We start from the raw sequence: 12,947 nt of genomic DNA, 5'->3' as shown, positions 1-12,947 counted from the left end.
TCATGCGCATCCTGATTGCCGTGTTCGCGGCGCTGGTGTTCCTCGGCGTGTTGTGGGGACCCGCGTTCGCGATCGCGCTGCGCTACTGGCGGCGCGGCGACGCGCGCGCCTTCCGCCAACTGCGCTTCCTCTATCCGGCTCAGCTGATCGCAACCGTGTCGCTGGCCTTCGCCGCCGACCTGCTGGGCCTGCGCAATCCGGCCGCGCTGGCGGCCGCCAGCACCGTATGCGTGAGCCTGGCCGGCGCCGGCGCGCTGGCTTTACTGTTGTCTTTCTCCATCCGTTCCAATCGCGCGCGGGCTGACAGGGCCTGAAAAAACTCCTAGACTGAATCTCCCAAAAATCTTTCGGGGAGGACGTCATGGAACTGCATCTGCAATCGCATCGTTGGCAGGCGCGCCTGCCGGACTGGGCCGCCGCTGCGGTCGCCGGTTTCGGCGCCGGCGGCGTGTTGATGTTGCTTGAACTCAGCTGGTCCGCCATCACCAACGCCGCCGATCCCTGGTTGGCCACCCACATGATCGCCGCACTGGTGATGAGCTGGGACGTGCTGCAAACCAGCGGCTACAGCCTGGGCGTGACGGTCGCCGCATTGCTGGTGCATTACGCGCTGGGCGTGGCGTTCGGCGTCATGCTGGCCGCCATCATCGCACCGTTCCGTCTTGACTCCAGCGTCGCCCTGGCGCTCGCGACCGGCGCGGTGTTCGGACTTCTGCTCTATGTGCTGAACTTTTATGGCATGGCCGGTGTCTATACATGGTTCGTAGCGCTGCGAGGCTGGCCGACAGCCATCGCCCACGTCATCTTCGGGATGACCGCAGCCTTCATTTATCTCAAGCTGGAACGGCCGAGCAGGCCACGTTAGCTTTTGGAAGCCGCCATGGCGTTAGCATTGATACTGATATTGATCGTAGTTGGCGCCCTGGAATTTCATTATATGAGTCCGTGGTGGCTCACGCCCATCGCCTCCAACTGGCAGCAGATGGACGATGCCTTGCTGCTGACCTTTGCCATCACCGGCGTGGCCTTCGTCGTCATCAACCTGTTCGTGGCGTATGCGCTGGTGACGTTCAGACATCAGGACGGCGTGCGCGCGGCGGCCACGCACGGCAGCGCAAAGCTGGAGTGGTGGCTGGTCGGCGCCACCACGGTGGGCGTCGCCGCGCTGCTGGCGCCGGGCTTGTCGGTGTATGCCAAGCTGATCGATCCGCCGCGCGACGCGATGGTGTTCGAGGTGCTGGGCCAGCAGTGGCAATGGCATTACCGCCTGCCGGGCAAGGACGGCAAGCTGGGCAGCACCGATATGCGCTTCATCAGCAACGCCAATCCCTATGGCATGAATCCGGCCGACCCAAGCGGGCAGGACGATCTGCTGGTTGAAGGGCAGGAGGTGCATATCCCCGTCGGCCGGCCGGTGCGCGCGCTGCTGCGTGCGCAGGACGTGCTGCATGATTTTTATGTGCCGGAATTCCGCACGCGGATGAATATGGTGCCAGGCATGGTGACGTCGTTCTGGTTCACGCCGTCGCGGGTCGGCAGGTTCGAGGTGATGTGCGCGCAGCTGTGCGGCATCGGCCATTTCAATATGCGCAGCTATGTCGTGGTGGACGATGGGCCGGCGTATGACGCCTGGCTGGCGGCGCAGCCGACCTTTGCTGCAATGACGGCGGTCGCGGCTGGCGGTGCGGAGCCGGGCAAGCAGGGACGCCTGCTGGCGCAGTCGCGCGGCTGCGCGGCCTGCCACAGCATCGACGGCAACGCCGGCGTGGGGCCGACGTGGAAAGGGCTGTTCGGCAAGAACGAGACCATGAACGACGGCGCCACCGTGCATGTGGACGAGGTGTATCTGCGCGAATCGATCACCAATCCCGCCGCCCGCATCGTCAAGGGCTATCAGCCCATCATGCCGGCGCAGCAGCTGAGTCCGACCGAAGTGACGCAGCTGGTCGATTACATCAAGACCATCAAATAGGGAGGCGGGCATGGGCTACGGCGGCGAGCATCCTCACAGCTTCTGGACGCGCTACGTGTGGAGCCAGGACCATAAAGTGATCGCGATCCAGTACACCATCACGGCGCTGGTGATCGGGCTGGTGGGGCTGGTGCTGTCGGACCTGATGCGTTTGCAGCTGGGATTTCCCGGCAAGTTCGCCTTCATCGACGCCAGCCGTTACTACCAGTTCATGACCATGCACGGCATGATCATGGTGGTGTATCTGCTGACGGCGCTGTTCCTGGGAGGTTTCGGCAACTACCTGATCCCGCTGATGGTGGGGGCGCGCGACATGGTGTTTCCCTTCCTGAATATGCTCAGCTATTGGTTCTACCTGTTGGCGGTACTGATCCTGGCGGGCAGCTTTGTCGTGCCCGGCGGGCCGACCGGCGCCGGCTGGACCCTGTATCCACCGCAGGCGATACTGCCCGGCACACCGGGCACTGAATGGGGCATCATCGTGATGCTGGTGTCGCTGCTGGTGTTCATCGCCGCCGCCACCATGGGCGGCTTGAACTACGTGACCACCGTGCTACAGGCGCGCACCCAGGGCATGACGCTGATGCGCATGCCGTTGACGGTGTGGGGCATCTTTACCGCCACCATCCTGGCGCTGCTGGCGTTCCCGGCCTTGTTCGTCAGCGGCGTCATGATGCTGCTCGATAAAACGCTGGGCACAAGTTTCTTCATGCCGGCCGTGGTGTCGATGGGGCAGCACTTGCCGCACCAGGGCGGCAGCCCGCTGTTGTTCCAGCACCTGTTCTGGTTCTTCGGCCACCCGGAGGTGTACATCGTGGCCTTGCCGGCGTTCGGCATTATTTCCGACCTGATCAGCGTGCATGCGCGCAAGCAGATCTTCGGCTACAAGATGATGGTGTGGGCCATCGTGGTGATCGGCGGGCTGAGTTTTGTCGTGTGGGCGCACCATATGTACGTGAGCGGCATGCATCCGTATTTCGGTTTCTTCTTCGCCACCACCACGCTGATCATCGCCGTGCCGACCGCGCTCAAGGTCTACAACTGGACGCTGACCTTGTGGCGCGGCGATATACACCTGACGGTGCCGATGCTGTTTGCCGTCGGCTTCATCAGCACCTTCGTCATCGGCGGACTGACCGGGCTGTTCCTGGGGAATGTCAGCGTCGATATCCCGCTGTCAAACACTTATTTCGTCGTTGCGCATTTTCACATGGTGATGGGAGTTTCGCCGGTGCTGGCGGTGTTTGGCGGGCTGTATCACTGGTTCCCCAAGGTGAGCGGGCGCATGTGCGACGTGATGCTGGGGCGGGTGCATTTCTGGATCACCTTCGTTGGCACGTACTTGATTTTCTTCCCGATGCACTACCTGGGCTTGCTGGGCATGCCGAGGCGCTACTACGCTTACGATCACTACGCCTTCATTCCCGAATCGGCGCAATCGCTGAACGCGTTCATCACCATCGTCGCCTTGTTTGTCGGTGTATCGCAATTGCTGTTCGTGCTGAATTTGTGGTGGAGTACCTTCCGTGGCCGCGAGGCGGGCGGCAACCCCTGGCGCGCAGCCAGCCTGGAGTGGCATACGCCGCAGACGCCGCCGGTGCACGGCAACTGGGGCGAACAAACACCGGTGGTGTATCGCGGCGCCTACGAGTACGGCCAACAGGATGGCGACAGCGACTATGTGGCGCAGGACCAGGCGCCGATTGATGAGACGGACAGCCGGCCGGTCCCGGTGCCGGAGACGCCATGAATCCCAGCCTCTACCTGGTGAGCAACCACGCCGACATGCTCAGGCGGCGCACCGGCCTGTGGGTGTTCATGGGCGTGATCGGCATGCTGTTCTTCCTGTTCAGCAGCGCCTACGTGATGCGCATGGCGGCGCCGGATTGGCGTCCGCTGCCCTTCGTTCCCGTGCAGCTTTGGCTGAGTACCGCATTGTTGGTCGCCGCTAGCGTGGCCTGGCAACGCGCCTGGCATGCCGCACGCGGCCGTGGTGTGGCGGGATTGCGGACGGCATACGCCATGGCCTGCATCTGCTCGCTGGCCTTCCTGGCGTCGCAGCTGTGGGCGTGGCAGCAGATGGAGGCGGCCAATCTGACGCTGGGCGCCAATCCAGCCAACAGTTTCTTTTACCTGATCACCGGCCTGCACGGCCTGCATGTGATCGGCGGACTGGTGGTAGCCGCCTGGGCGCACCGCGACCTCGGGCGTGATAGCGTGACGCTGCAGCTGTGCGCGCGCTACTGGCATTTCCTGCTGGGCTTGTGGCTGGCCATGTTCGGCCTGCTCTTCGGCGTGACGCCGGCACTGGTGAATCAAATCTGCGGAGGCGGGCCATGAGCAAACCAAGCGACACGGCCGGCTGGCAAGGCATGGTGGCGGACTGGTCGGGCGACCGCGCCGCCTTCAGCGTGCCGTGGGGCAAGGCGATGATGTGGATCTTCCTGCTCAGCGACACCTTCATCTTTGGCAGTTTCCTCACCGGCTACATGTCGGTACGCATCTCGGCCACGGCGGCCTGGCCCAATCCCAGCGAAGTGTTTGCGCTGACGATAGGCGGCGCCAAGCTGCCGCTGATACTGATCGCCATCATGACCTTCATCCTGATCACCAGCAGCGGCACGATGGCGATGGCGGTTAACTACGCCTACCGGCGCGAGCGCGCCCGCTGCGCGGCGCTGATGCTGCTGACCGCGGCGTTGGGCGCGACCTTTGTCAGCATGCAAGCCTTCGAATGGAGCAAGCTGATCGCGGAAGGCGTGCGGCCATGGATTAACCCGGACGGCGCGGCCCAGTTCGGCGCGTGCTTCTTCATGATCACCGGCTTCCACGGCCTGCATGTGACGGCCGGCGTGATCTACCTGAGCATCGTCGCGCGCCGGGTGCGGCGCGGCCATTACGAGCGCGGCGGCAATTACGACATCGTCGAGATCGCCGGCTTGTACTGGCACTTTGTCGACCTGGTGTGGGTGTTCATCTTTGCGCTGTTTTATCTTTGGTAGGAGTTGCCATGGAAGCCGCCACTCATCCGATCGGTCTGTACCTGAAGGTCTGGCTGCTGCTGTTCGTGCTCAGCACGTTTTCCTATCTGGTCGATTTCTTTCATGCCGAAAGCTATCTGCGCTGGACCTTGATCCTGCTGCTGATGATGGCTAAGGCCGGGCTGATCGTGGCGGTGTTCATGCATTTGCGCTGGGAGCGCGCGGCGCTGATCTACGTGGTGCTGGCGCCGCCGCTGTGTTTGCTGGTGCTGGCCTTGCTGATGTGGGTGGAATCGGACTATACCTTCTTCACCCGCACGCTGTATTTCCGTTGATGGAGGAGGCTGCTACACTGTAGCCACCATGCCGACCGAACTCGATCTCCGCAGCTACGTCGCCGAACCCTTGTCCGGCGTGCACAGCTTCGCCCAGTTGGTGCTGCCAATCAAGGGCAGGGTGATCATGGACATCAAGGGTTCCGGCGCCGTGGTCCATCCGCAGCGCGCCGCGTTTGTCGAGCCGGGCCTGGTGCATGAGGCTTCCGCCACCGGGCCGAACCAGTCGCTGATACTGGACTTCGACCTGGCCGCAGTACCTGAATCCACCGCCGCCAAGCTGTCCGAGCGGCGGTACTCACCCATCAGCGCGCCGGCCGCCAAGCTGATCGACTTTATCGGCCTGCTGCGCGCGCAGTCTGGCGCCAGCGAGGCGACGCTGGCCCACTGGATGCCTCTGCTGCTGGAAGCGCTGGCGCAGCAGGAAATCCGTCCCGCCTCGCGCCTGTTGGCCGCGCTGGGCCAGATCGAAGCCCATCCCGGCCAACCGTGGAATACCGACACGATGGCCAAGGCCGCGCACATGAGCGTGAGCAGCCTGCACCGCGCCTTCCGCGACGAGATGCAGACCACGCCGCTGGCCTGGCTGACCGATATGCGCCTGCGCTGGGCCTGCCGCCAACTGGCGCAAACGGAACTCCCCATCGCCCGGCTGGCGACACAGGCCGGTTACGCCGACCAGAGCGCACTGACACACGCGATGCGGCGCGCAATGGATGTCACGCCGCTGGCCTACCGCAAGCGCGAACGGCAGAACCAAACAAAAATCTGACAGCCAAGCACAATCCCTGACCGCCGCCCGCGCCGACAATGACCGCTTCAATGACAGGAGGCGGTATGTGGTACGGCGTGTTGTGCGGTCTTGCGGCCGGATCGATGTGGGGCATGGTGTTTGTGCTGCCGAAATGGCTGGCGGATTTTTCCCCGTTCGAGCTGATGTTTGGACGCTACGTGGCCTACGCGTTGATCTCGCTGGTGCTGCTGGCGCCGCGCCTCGGCGGCCTGTTGCGCCGGCTGACCCGCGCCGACTATTGGGTACTGCTACGCTATGCCTTGGCTGGCAATGTCGTCTACTACCTGCTGCTGTCGTGTGGTGTGCAATTGGCTGGCGTGTCGGCCGCTTCCCTGATTATCGGTCTGCTGCCTTTGAGCATATCGTTGCTGGGCCAACGCGATCACGGCTCGGTGTCGCTGCGCGTGCTGGCCTGGCCGCTGGCGCTGGTGGCGGTGGGCATGGTGTGTATCAACGTCGAAGTGTTTGCCAGCCCGCCAGGACATGCCGCGTGGCCGACCGTGGCGACAGGGATGTTGTGCGCCGTTGGCGCGCTGGTCAGCTGGACCTGGTATGCCGTCGACAACACACGCTTCCTGAAGCGCAACCCGCGCTTCAGCAGCGGCGACTGGTCCGGTCTGTTCGGCATCGCCAGCGGCCTGGTGGCGTTGGCGATGGGACTGGTGATGTTTTGCATCGGTGGCGCGGAGCAAGCCACCGCGCCACCGCGCGACTGGCTGCGCTTCTGGGGCCTGATCACGCTGGTGGCCGCAGGCGCCTCGGTGATCGGCAACCAGCTGTGGAACATGGCTTGTCGCCGCGTGCCCGTGACGTTGTCCGGGCAACTGCTGCTGTTCGAGATCCTGTTCGGCATGTTGTACGGCTATCTCTACCAGCATTCAGCGCCGCGCATTCTGGAGGTCATGGCTATCGTGCTGCTGATCGCCGGCGTGGCGTGGTCGGTGTGGTTGCACACGGAGCCGCGGCCCACCCGCTGTCCTGCTTAACCGGCAGCGACAGGCTGCGCATCCAGTCGCAGGCTGCTGGTTTCCAGCAGCGTCTGGCGGAAGATTTCCACCAACGGCCGCAGGTTGACCTTGTGCCAGGCCAGCCAGAGTGGCGTGCGGTAGCTGAACCATGGCAGTTCATGCAGCACCACGCCGCGCGGCGCCTGATAGCGCAAGCTCTCCTGTATGACCGCCAGTCCCAATCCAGCCGCCACCATGCCCAGCGCCGCCTGCGGCTCCGCGACATCCATCGTGATGGTCGGCGTAAAGCCAGCCTTGGCGCAGGCCGCGATGAACTGGTCATGCCGCAGCGGATGATCGCGGTGCACCACGCCTATCCATTTTTGATCGGCCAGGTCGGCCGGTTTGATTTTCTTTGCCCGCGCCAGCGGATGACCTTCCGGTACCGCCAGCAGCATCGGATCGTCCAGCACCTGTATGCGATCCAGGTCGGGATCGTCGGCGGCCGGTGGTGCGCAGACCAGCGCAATATCCAGGCTGCGCTGACGCAGGCCTTCCAGCTGTTCGGGCGAATGATAGTTGTACAGCGCCACGTGGACCGCCGGCCGGTGCGCGCGCAGTTCGCGCAGCGCGTCCGGCAGCACGCCGGAATGCACGGCGTTCTCGAGATAGCCAATGCACAGTCCGCCTTCGTCACCCTTGCCCAGGCGGCGCGCCAGCGATTCCAGCCGGTTGCCATGGGTCAGGAAGGCGCGCGCCTCGGCCAGGAACACCTTGCCGTCGGCGGTCAGGCGGATGCGCTGCTGCGAGCGTTCGAACAGCACCAGTCCCAGCTTGTCTTCCAGTTGCGCGATCTGCCGGCTCAGCGGCGATTGCGAGATGTGCAGCCGTTCCGCCGCCCGCCCCACATGCTCCTCTTCGGCCACCACGACGAAATAATGGAGTTGTCGCAAGTCCAACATGTAAGACCTTTCGTGACTTAAGTGTGGCTAATTATGTCTTAGACAGACTGACTAAAGCAACCTAGACTTGCCTCATCGTTCAACTGAAAAGGATTTACACCATGAGTCTCAAGGATAAATTGCCGCACAACGCGGTACTGGGTTTTGGCACCGCCCCACTGGGCAATATGTTCCGCAATATTCCCGAGCAAGAGGCGGCCGCAACCGTCGATGCGGCCTGGGACCAGGGCATCCGCTTTTTCGACACGGCGCCGTTCTACGGTGCGGGCCTGTCCGAGATGCGTCTCGGCCAGGCGCTGGCCAAGCGCCCCCGCAATGAATACGTGCTGAGCACCAAGGTCGGCCGCCTGATCCTGGATGAAACCGAGGACACCAGCAAGCGCGACCTGGGCGAGAAGGGCGGCCTGTTCGAGTTCGGCCGTCCGAACAAAATCGTCAACGACTACTCGGCCGATGCCACGCAACGCTCGATCGAGGACAGCCTGAAGCGTCTGGGCACTGATCACCTGGATATCGTCTGGGTGCACGACGTGGCGCAGGATTTCTACGGCGATGGCTGGCTGGCGCAGTTCGAGATCGCGCGCACCGGCGCCTTCCGCGTGCTGACCCGCCTGCGCGAGGAGGGCGTGATCAAGGCATGGGGCCTGGGCGTCAACCGCGTCGAGCCATTGGAATTGACGCTGGACCTGAGCGAAGCGCAACCGGACGGCTTCCTGCTGGCGGGCCGCTACACGCTGCTCGATCACGAGCGCGCCTTGCAGCGCCTGATGCCGGCAGCGGCGGCGCGGCAGGTCGACATCGTTGTCGGCGGCCCGTACAGCTCCGGTATCCTGGCTGGAGGCACGCACTTCGAGTATCAGCAGGCGTCGCCTGAGATCGTGGCCAAGGTGGCGCGCATCAAGGCGATTGCGGACCGCTACGGCATTCCGGTGAAGGCTGCGGCCTTGCAGTTTTCGCTGGCCAATCCCGCCGTCGCCGCAGCGATTCCTGGCGCCAGCCGGCCGGAGCGCATTGCCGAAGACATGGCGGCGTTGAAGGTGGAGATTCCAGCCGGCTTCTGGCGCGAACTGCGCGAACAGCAACTAGTGGCTGCTACGGCACCGTTGCCGATCGATCGCTAACCGTTCGCTTACGGCCCTTGGTGAAGAAGAGTGAACGATGTGACCAGTACCTCTTGCTCATACATGCCAAGGTGGCCGTAACCGCCTCGAGGGCTGAGATAGCCAACGATATGGACTTGAGCTTGACCTGATGGCGCATCGGCGTGGTTGGTCCCGAGCTCAGTCCATTTCACACCGCCAAACGATGTCATCCACCACTTCCCAGGCTGGCTATTGACGGGAACGAAACTGCTCTTCTCAAAGCCTCGCGACCATACGCCGTCGGCCTCCACGGCTTGATAGCCATATCCCGAAAAGATTTGATCGCGCTCGTTGGCATGCTCGCGCCAATAGGACTGGCCTTGGGTATAGGCATCCCTCATCAGGTCGAGGTTGGTCGAAATCCCGCCTACCGGATGGGTAAAACCTGCGAAGAACCAGCGCGCATACTCTTCCCGGGAAGCCGCGTACGAATCGGAAAGTCGCATGACGACGTCGGGGATGTTGGCGGCCGTCGCAAGGCCATGCGCCAGACCGATAGCGATAAACAGGGATTTTGAAATTGAATGCATGCTCAGAAGATGAGGTGGACGGTTGTAAGGTTGCGTGATTTTAGCGCGGCATTTCCTTCTCATAGCCATACTGCACGTAGATGCGGCGCATGGTGCCGTCGCGATACATGCCGTGCAGGATGTCGTTGAGCCGTGCCACCTCGGCCTTGTCCATGTCCTTGTGACAGGCCAGGTACATCTCGGCGTGCGCGAAGGACAGCACCTGTTCGAAGTCGTCGATGCCCAGTTCGCGTTGCAGGAACAGGCCCGACATCCGACCCACCGACCACAGCTTGATGCGCTGCTTTTGCAGCTTGGGCGGATTGAGCCTGTCGTTGGGCACGATCGCCACCCGCAGCTTGTGCTCGCGCAGGAAGGTCACCGAGGCGTCGCCGATGAAGGTGCCGATCTGGTAGCCGGCCGCCTCGTCCAGGCTGTTGAGTTTGATGTGGTCGTCGCGCCGGGCGAACAGCACCCAGTTGTTCTGGCCGATCGGGCCGACCCACTGGTAGTTGTCCTCGCGCTCGGGCACGCGGGCCGTGGTGTACAGGCAGGAATTGGCGGTGCTCATGGTCAGCACCATTGCCCGCGCCCACGGCGCGACGATGGGCTGGGTGGTCGGCACGCCGGCCCGCTGCATCAGTTCGGTGACGATGTCGGCCGCCAGGCCGACCACCTTGCCGCTGCTCTTGTCGACCCAGCTGAAGGGCGGATAGTCTTCCGTGTACAAGGTCACCGGCTCCGCCGCGTGCGCGCTGGCTAGCAGCATCAGGCACAACAGGGCGGAGCGGATCAGCATGGCCTTATGCTCCGCCGGCGTAGCCGTTCTGGCGCCAGGCTTCGAACACCACCACGGCCACCGTGTTCGACAGGTTCAGGCTGCGGTTGTCGGGGCGCATCGGCAGGCGGATGCGCTGGGCCGGCGGGAATGTCTCGCGGAAGGCCGGATCGAGGCCGCGCGTTTCCGAGCCGAACACGAACACATCGCCCGGCTTGAAGGCGGCGTCGGCGAACGGCGACGAGCCGTGCGTGGTCATGGCGAACATGCGGGCCGGGTCCGGCTGCACCTCGGCCAAGAAGGCCGACCAGTCCGGGTGCACTTTCATCTGCGCGTATTCGTGGTAGTCCAGGCCGGCGCGCTTGAGCTTGGAGTCTTCCAGCGGGAAGCCCAGCGGCTCGATCAGGTGCAGTTGCGCGCCGGTGTTGGCGCACAGCCGGATCACATTGCCGGTGTTCGGGGGGATTTCGGGTTGGACTAGTACGACGTGAAACAAAGTGGTTCTCCTCTTTCAAATTCAATGTGGCGGCGTGCGGGCAAACACCAGGTTGCTCACGCGCGCGGCGCCGTGGCGCTTCAGCGTTGCCGCCAGTTCGTTCAGCGTGCGGCCGCTGGTCATGACGTCGTCGACGACGCCGATGTGGCGGCCCCGCACCAGCGCGGCGTCCGGGATCGCAAACGCGCCGGCAATGTTGTGCCGCCGCTGCTCGGGGGCGACGCTGCTCTGGGCCGCGGTTTCCTGCACGCGGCTGGCCAGCCGCGGATGCAGCGCCACGCCCAAGCTGCGCGCCAGCGGCCGCGCGATCTCCAGGGCTTGATTGTAGCCGCGTTCGGCCAGCCGGCGGGGCCCCAGCGGTACCGGGCACAGCAGGGCGGGCAAGGTGAAGCCGGGCTGTTGCAGGACGGCGTCGCGCAGCAGGCGGGCAAACAGTGTTGCCAGAGCGAGACGGTGGCCGAATTTCAGCTGCAATACCAGCTGGTCCAGCGGCATGGCGTAATCGGCGGCGACCAGCGTGACGTCGAAGGCCGGCGGTTCGACGCGGCAGCTGCCGCACAGCTGGCCTTGCGCCGAGTCCGGCAAGGGATTGGCGCAGCGCGGACAACGAACAACGGCAGCCTCGGCGCCGAAGAACTGGGCGGCGCAGGCGGGACACAGCAGCTCGCCGCTGGCGGCGGCGCACAGTGCGCATGAGGCCGGTAGCAGGCCGCGCAGCAAGGCCGATCCACTGCGATGGAGCAGGGCGCTGATTGTGCCGATTGTGCCGATTCTCGGAGTGGCAAGCATCGAAGCTCCAGGACGCGTTTGCGTTCAACCATGTACACTGCCGACATTATCGCACTACACCGAACCACATCATGCAAGTCCCCGCAAATCCCCCGAAGCTGAGCGCCCCGATCGACCAGGAGCGCGTGCGCGCGCTGTTCAACCGTCCCGAGCGCATCGCGCCGTCCGATTTCCTGCGCCGCGAAATCGCGTCGCGCATGTTCGACCGGCTGGAACTGATCAAGGTCGGCCCGCAGCGCGTGCTGGACGCCGGCTGCGGCGCCGGTGCCGATCTGGCACTGTTGCAGAAATCTTATCCGGCCGCGCAAATACTCGGTATTGATGCGGCCGAAGCCATGGTGCGCGCCGCGCAAGGCCCGGCGGCGAAACAATCGTCGCTGAACCAGCTGCTGAGCAAGCTGCTGCCGGCCAAGACCGGCGTCGACCTGCTGTGCGGCGACTTCGCCGAGCTGCCGCTGGGGCCGAACACGGTGGACCTGGTCTGGTCCAACCTGGCGCTGCACTGGCATCCGCAGCCGGACCGCGTGTTCGCCGAGTGGCGCCGCGTGCTGCGCGTGAACAGCCTGTTGATGTTTTCCTGCTTCGGCCCGGACACTTTCCGCGAACTGCGCGCCGCCTTTGCCGAGGCCGACCTGGCCCAGCACGTGCTGCCTTTCGTCGATATGCACGATTTTGGCGACCAGTTAGTGGAAGTTGGCTTTTCGACACCGGTGCTGGACATGGAAGTCATCACCGTCACCTACGACACGCCGCAAGCGCTGCTGGCCGACGTGCGCGCGCTGGGCGGCAACCCAATGAGCACGCTGCGGCGCGGTTTGATGGGCAAACAGGCGTGGCAGCGCATGCTGGCCACGCTGGAAAAAGGCCGTCGCGCGGATGGCAAGCTGGGCCTGACTTTCGAGGTGATTTACGGCCATGCCTTCCGTCCGGCGCCCAAAATGACCTCCAAGGGCGAAGCGATCATCCGATTTGATTTACCACGAAAGCCGCGCCAGTAGCGGCTTTGCGGGCACACTGTGGTGCCACGGGCTACGCCATAGTTGTGATTTGGATTATTTCTTGAGCGGGGCGATGTTGTTATATATAATCATTGACTAATTTTGCCAGCAAGTCACGTCGCCAGCTATAAACCAGCGAGCGGAGCAATAGGCAGGCAAAAACGAGCACGAACGAGCATTTGAATTAAGCAGAATCAGGCTTTTGCGTTGTCCCTGGGCAGTATGTGGGGATGATGTGGAAGGCC

At 63.6% G+C, this 12,947-nt stretch carries 16 protein-coding genes; 11 read left to right on the top strand and 5 right to left on the bottom strand.

From position 1 onward, the window contains the following. Positions 1 to 2: 2 nt before the first annotated feature. From D0T21_RS24830 to D0T21_RS24790, 9 genes are all read left to right on the top strand, one after another. Positions 3 to 314 carry a hypothetical protein gene (locus D0T21_RS24830; RefSeq protein ID WP_116992383.1) on the top strand — a complete coding sequence of 104 codons (312 nt, stop codon included), beginning with the start codon at positions 3 to 5 and terminating at the stop codon, positions 312 to 314. Between the two features lie 47 nt (positions 315 to 361). Continuing rightward, positions 362 to 865: a hypothetical protein gene (locus tag D0T21_RS24825; RefSeq protein ID WP_116992384.1), complete on the top strand. Its 504-nt coding sequence runs from the start codon at positions 362 to 364 to the stop codon at positions 863 to 865. A 15-nt stretch (positions 866 to 880) separates the two neighbouring features. Next, positions 881 to 1,972 carry a cytochrome c oxidase subunit II gene (locus D0T21_RS24820; protein ID WP_116992539.1) on the top strand — a complete coding sequence of 364 codons (1,092 nt, stop codon included), beginning with the start codon at positions 881 to 883 and terminating at the stop codon, positions 1,970 to 1,972. Between the two features lie 10 nt (positions 1,973 to 1,982). After that, positions 1,983 to 3,722 (top strand): cytochrome c oxidase subunit I, encoded by a 1,740-nt coding sequence (gene ctaD / locus D0T21_RS24815; protein ID WP_116992385.1) that lies wholly within the window; start codon positions 1,983 to 1,985, stop codon positions 3,720 to 3,722. Then, entirely contained in the window at positions 3,719 to 4,312 is a 594-nt protein-coding gene (locus tag D0T21_RS24810; RefSeq protein ID WP_116992386.1) for a cytochrome c oxidase subunit 3, read from the top strand. The genes ctaD and D0T21_RS24810 overlap by 4 nt, the downstream gene beginning before the upstream one ends. Further along, positions 4,309 to 4,974: a heme-copper oxidase subunit III family protein gene (locus D0T21_RS24805; protein WP_116992387.1), complete on the top strand. Its 666-nt coding sequence runs from the start codon at positions 4,309 to 4,311 to the stop codon at positions 4,972 to 4,974. The genes D0T21_RS24810 and D0T21_RS24805 overlap by 4 nt, the downstream gene beginning before the upstream one ends. 8 nt (positions 4,975 to 4,982) lie before the next feature. After that, positions 4,983 to 5,288 carry a cytochrome C oxidase subunit IV family protein gene (locus D0T21_RS24800; protein ID WP_116992388.1) on the top strand — a complete coding sequence of 102 codons (306 nt, stop codon included), beginning with the start codon at positions 4,983 to 4,985 and terminating at the stop codon, positions 5,286 to 5,288. Between the two features lie 28 nt (positions 5,289 to 5,316). After that, positions 5,317 to 6,060: an AraC family transcriptional regulator gene (locus tag D0T21_RS24795; RefSeq protein ID WP_116992389.1), complete on the top strand. Its 744-nt coding sequence runs from the start codon at positions 5,317 to 5,319 to the stop codon at positions 6,058 to 6,060. Positions 6,061 to 6,125: 65 nt separating this feature from the next. Then, a complete protein-coding gene (locus tag D0T21_RS24790) occupies positions 6,126 to 7,067 on the top strand; it encodes a DMT family transporter (RefSeq protein ID WP_116992390.1) in 942 nt (313 codons plus the stop codon). Here D0T21_RS24790 and D0T21_RS24785 read toward each other — a convergent pair. Next, positions 7,064 to 7,990, bottom strand: coding sequence for a LysR family transcriptional regulator (locus D0T21_RS24785; RefSeq protein ID WP_116992391.1), 927 nt, complete (start codon positions 7,988 to 7,990; stop codon positions 7,064 to 7,066). The genes D0T21_RS24790 and D0T21_RS24785 overlap by 4 nt on opposite strands. 101 nt (positions 7,991 to 8,091) lie before the next feature. On the opposite strand from D0T21_RS24785, the gene D0T21_RS24780 reads away from it, so the two are divergent. Further along, entirely contained in the window at positions 8,092 to 9,111 is a 1,020-nt protein-coding gene (locus tag D0T21_RS24780; protein ID WP_116992392.1) for an aldo/keto reductase, read from the top strand. Between the two features lie 8 nt (positions 9,112 to 9,119). Here the strand turns inward: D0T21_RS24780 and D0T21_RS24775 are convergent, their stop codons facing one another. Genes D0T21_RS24775 through D0T21_RS24760 form a run of 4 tightly spaced genes read right to left on the bottom strand, consistent with a single transcriptional unit; the run spans position 9,120 to position 11,704 of the window. Then, a complete protein-coding gene (locus D0T21_RS24775) occupies positions 9,120 to 9,662 on the bottom strand; it encodes a hypothetical protein (protein WP_116992393.1) in 543 nt (180 codons plus the stop codon). A 40-nt stretch (positions 9,663 to 9,702) separates the two neighbouring features. Further along, a complete protein-coding gene (locus D0T21_RS24770; protein WP_116992394.1) occupies positions 9,703 to 10,440 on the bottom strand; it encodes an ABC transporter substrate-binding protein in 738 nt (245 codons plus the stop codon). Between the two features lie 4 nt (positions 10,441 to 10,444). Continuing rightward, positions 10,445 to 10,915, bottom strand: a complete 471-nt coding sequence (gene trmL, locus D0T21_RS24765; protein WP_116992395.1) for a tRNA (uridine(34)/cytosine(34)/5-carboxymethylaminomethyluridine(34)-2'-O)-methyltransferase TrmL — start codon at positions 10,913 to 10,915, stop codon at positions 10,445 to 10,447. A 21-nt stretch (positions 10,916 to 10,936) separates the two neighbouring features. Beyond that, on the bottom strand, positions 10,937 to 11,704 hold the full coding sequence (locus D0T21_RS24760) for a ComF family protein (RefSeq protein ID WP_116992396.1): 768 nt from the start codon (positions 11,702 to 11,704) through the stop codon (positions 10,937 to 10,939). 71 nt (positions 11,705 to 11,775) lie between these two features. Here D0T21_RS24760 and D0T21_RS24755 point away from each other — a divergent pair, with 71 nt between their 5' ends. Beyond that, positions 11,776 to 12,702: a methyltransferase domain-containing protein gene (locus tag D0T21_RS24755; protein ID WP_116992397.1), complete on the top strand. Its 927-nt coding sequence runs from the start codon at positions 11,776 to 11,778 to the stop codon at positions 12,700 to 12,702. Positions 12,703 to 12,947 lie beyond the last annotated feature (245 nt).

The sequence above is a fragment of the Duganella sp. BJB476 genome, from assembly GCF_003416895.1.
Classification (GTDB): domain Bacteria; phylum Pseudomonadota; class Gammaproteobacteria; order Burkholderiales; family Burkholderiaceae_D; genus Rugamonas.
The sequence above is the reverse complement of the archived record's forward strand: the minus strand, read 5'-3'. Positions and strand labels throughout refer to the sequence as shown.

What these genes read in the sequence shown, in the direction of transcription:
- D0T21_RS24790 (WP_116992390.1), top strand. Translation starts at nt 6,126, where the DNA reads ATGTGGTACGGCGTGTTGTGCGGTCTTGCGGCCGGATCGATGTGGGGC.
- D0T21_RS24780 (WP_116992392.1), top strand. Translation starts at nt 8,092, where the DNA reads ATGAGTCTCAAGGATAAATTGCCGCACAACGCGGTACTGGGTTTTGGC.
- D0T21_RS24755 (WP_116992397.1), top strand. Translation starts at nt 11,776, where the DNA reads ATGCAAGTCCCCGCAAATCCCCCGAAGCTGAGCGCCCCGATCGACCAG.
- D0T21_RS24795 (WP_116992389.1), top strand. Translation starts at nt 5,317, where the DNA reads ATGCCGACCGAACTCGATCTCCGCAGCTACGTCGCCGAACCCTTGTCC.
- D0T21_RS24805 (WP_116992387.1), top strand. Translation starts at nt 4,309, where the DNA reads ATGAGCAAACCAAGCGACACGGCCGGCTGGCAAGGCATGGTGGCGGAC.
- D0T21_RS24825 (WP_116992384.1), top strand. Translation starts at nt 362, where the DNA reads ATGGAACTGCATCTGCAATCGCATCGTTGGCAGGCGCGCCTGCCGGAC.
- D0T21_RS24785 (WP_116992391.1), bottom strand. Translation starts at nt 7,990, where the DNA reads ATGTTGGACTTGCGACAACTCCATTATTTCGTCGTGGTGGCCGAAGAG.
- D0T21_RS24775 (WP_116992393.1), bottom strand. Translation starts at nt 9,662, where the DNA reads ATGCATTCAATTTCAAAATCCCTGTTTATCGCTATCGGTCTGGCGCAT.
- D0T21_RS24800 (WP_116992388.1), top strand. Translation starts at nt 4,983, where the DNA reads ATGGAAGCCGCCACTCATCCGATCGGTCTGTACCTGAAGGTCTGGCTG.
- D0T21_RS24820 (WP_116992539.1), top strand. Translation starts at nt 881, where the DNA reads ATGGCGTTAGCATTGATACTGATATTGATCGTAGTTGGCGCCCTGGAA.
- D0T21_RS24770 (WP_116992394.1), bottom strand. Translation starts at nt 10,440, where the DNA reads ATGCTGATCCGCTCCGCCCTGTTGTGCCTGATGCTGCTAGCCAGCGCG.
- ctaD (WP_116992385.1), top strand. Translation starts at nt 1,983, where the DNA reads ATGGGCTACGGCGGCGAGCATCCTCACAGCTTCTGGACGCGCTACGTG.
- D0T21_RS24830 (WP_116992383.1), top strand. Translation starts at nt 3, where the DNA reads ATGCGCATCCTGATTGCCGTGTTCGCGGCGCTGGTGTTCCTCGGCGTG.
- D0T21_RS24760 (WP_116992396.1), bottom strand. Translation starts at nt 11,704, where the DNA reads ATGCTTGCCACTCCGAGAATCGGCACAATCGGCACAATCAGCGCCCTG.
- D0T21_RS24810 (WP_116992386.1), top strand. Translation starts at nt 3,719, where the DNA reads ATGAATCCCAGCCTCTACCTGGTGAGCAACCACGCCGACATGCTCAGG.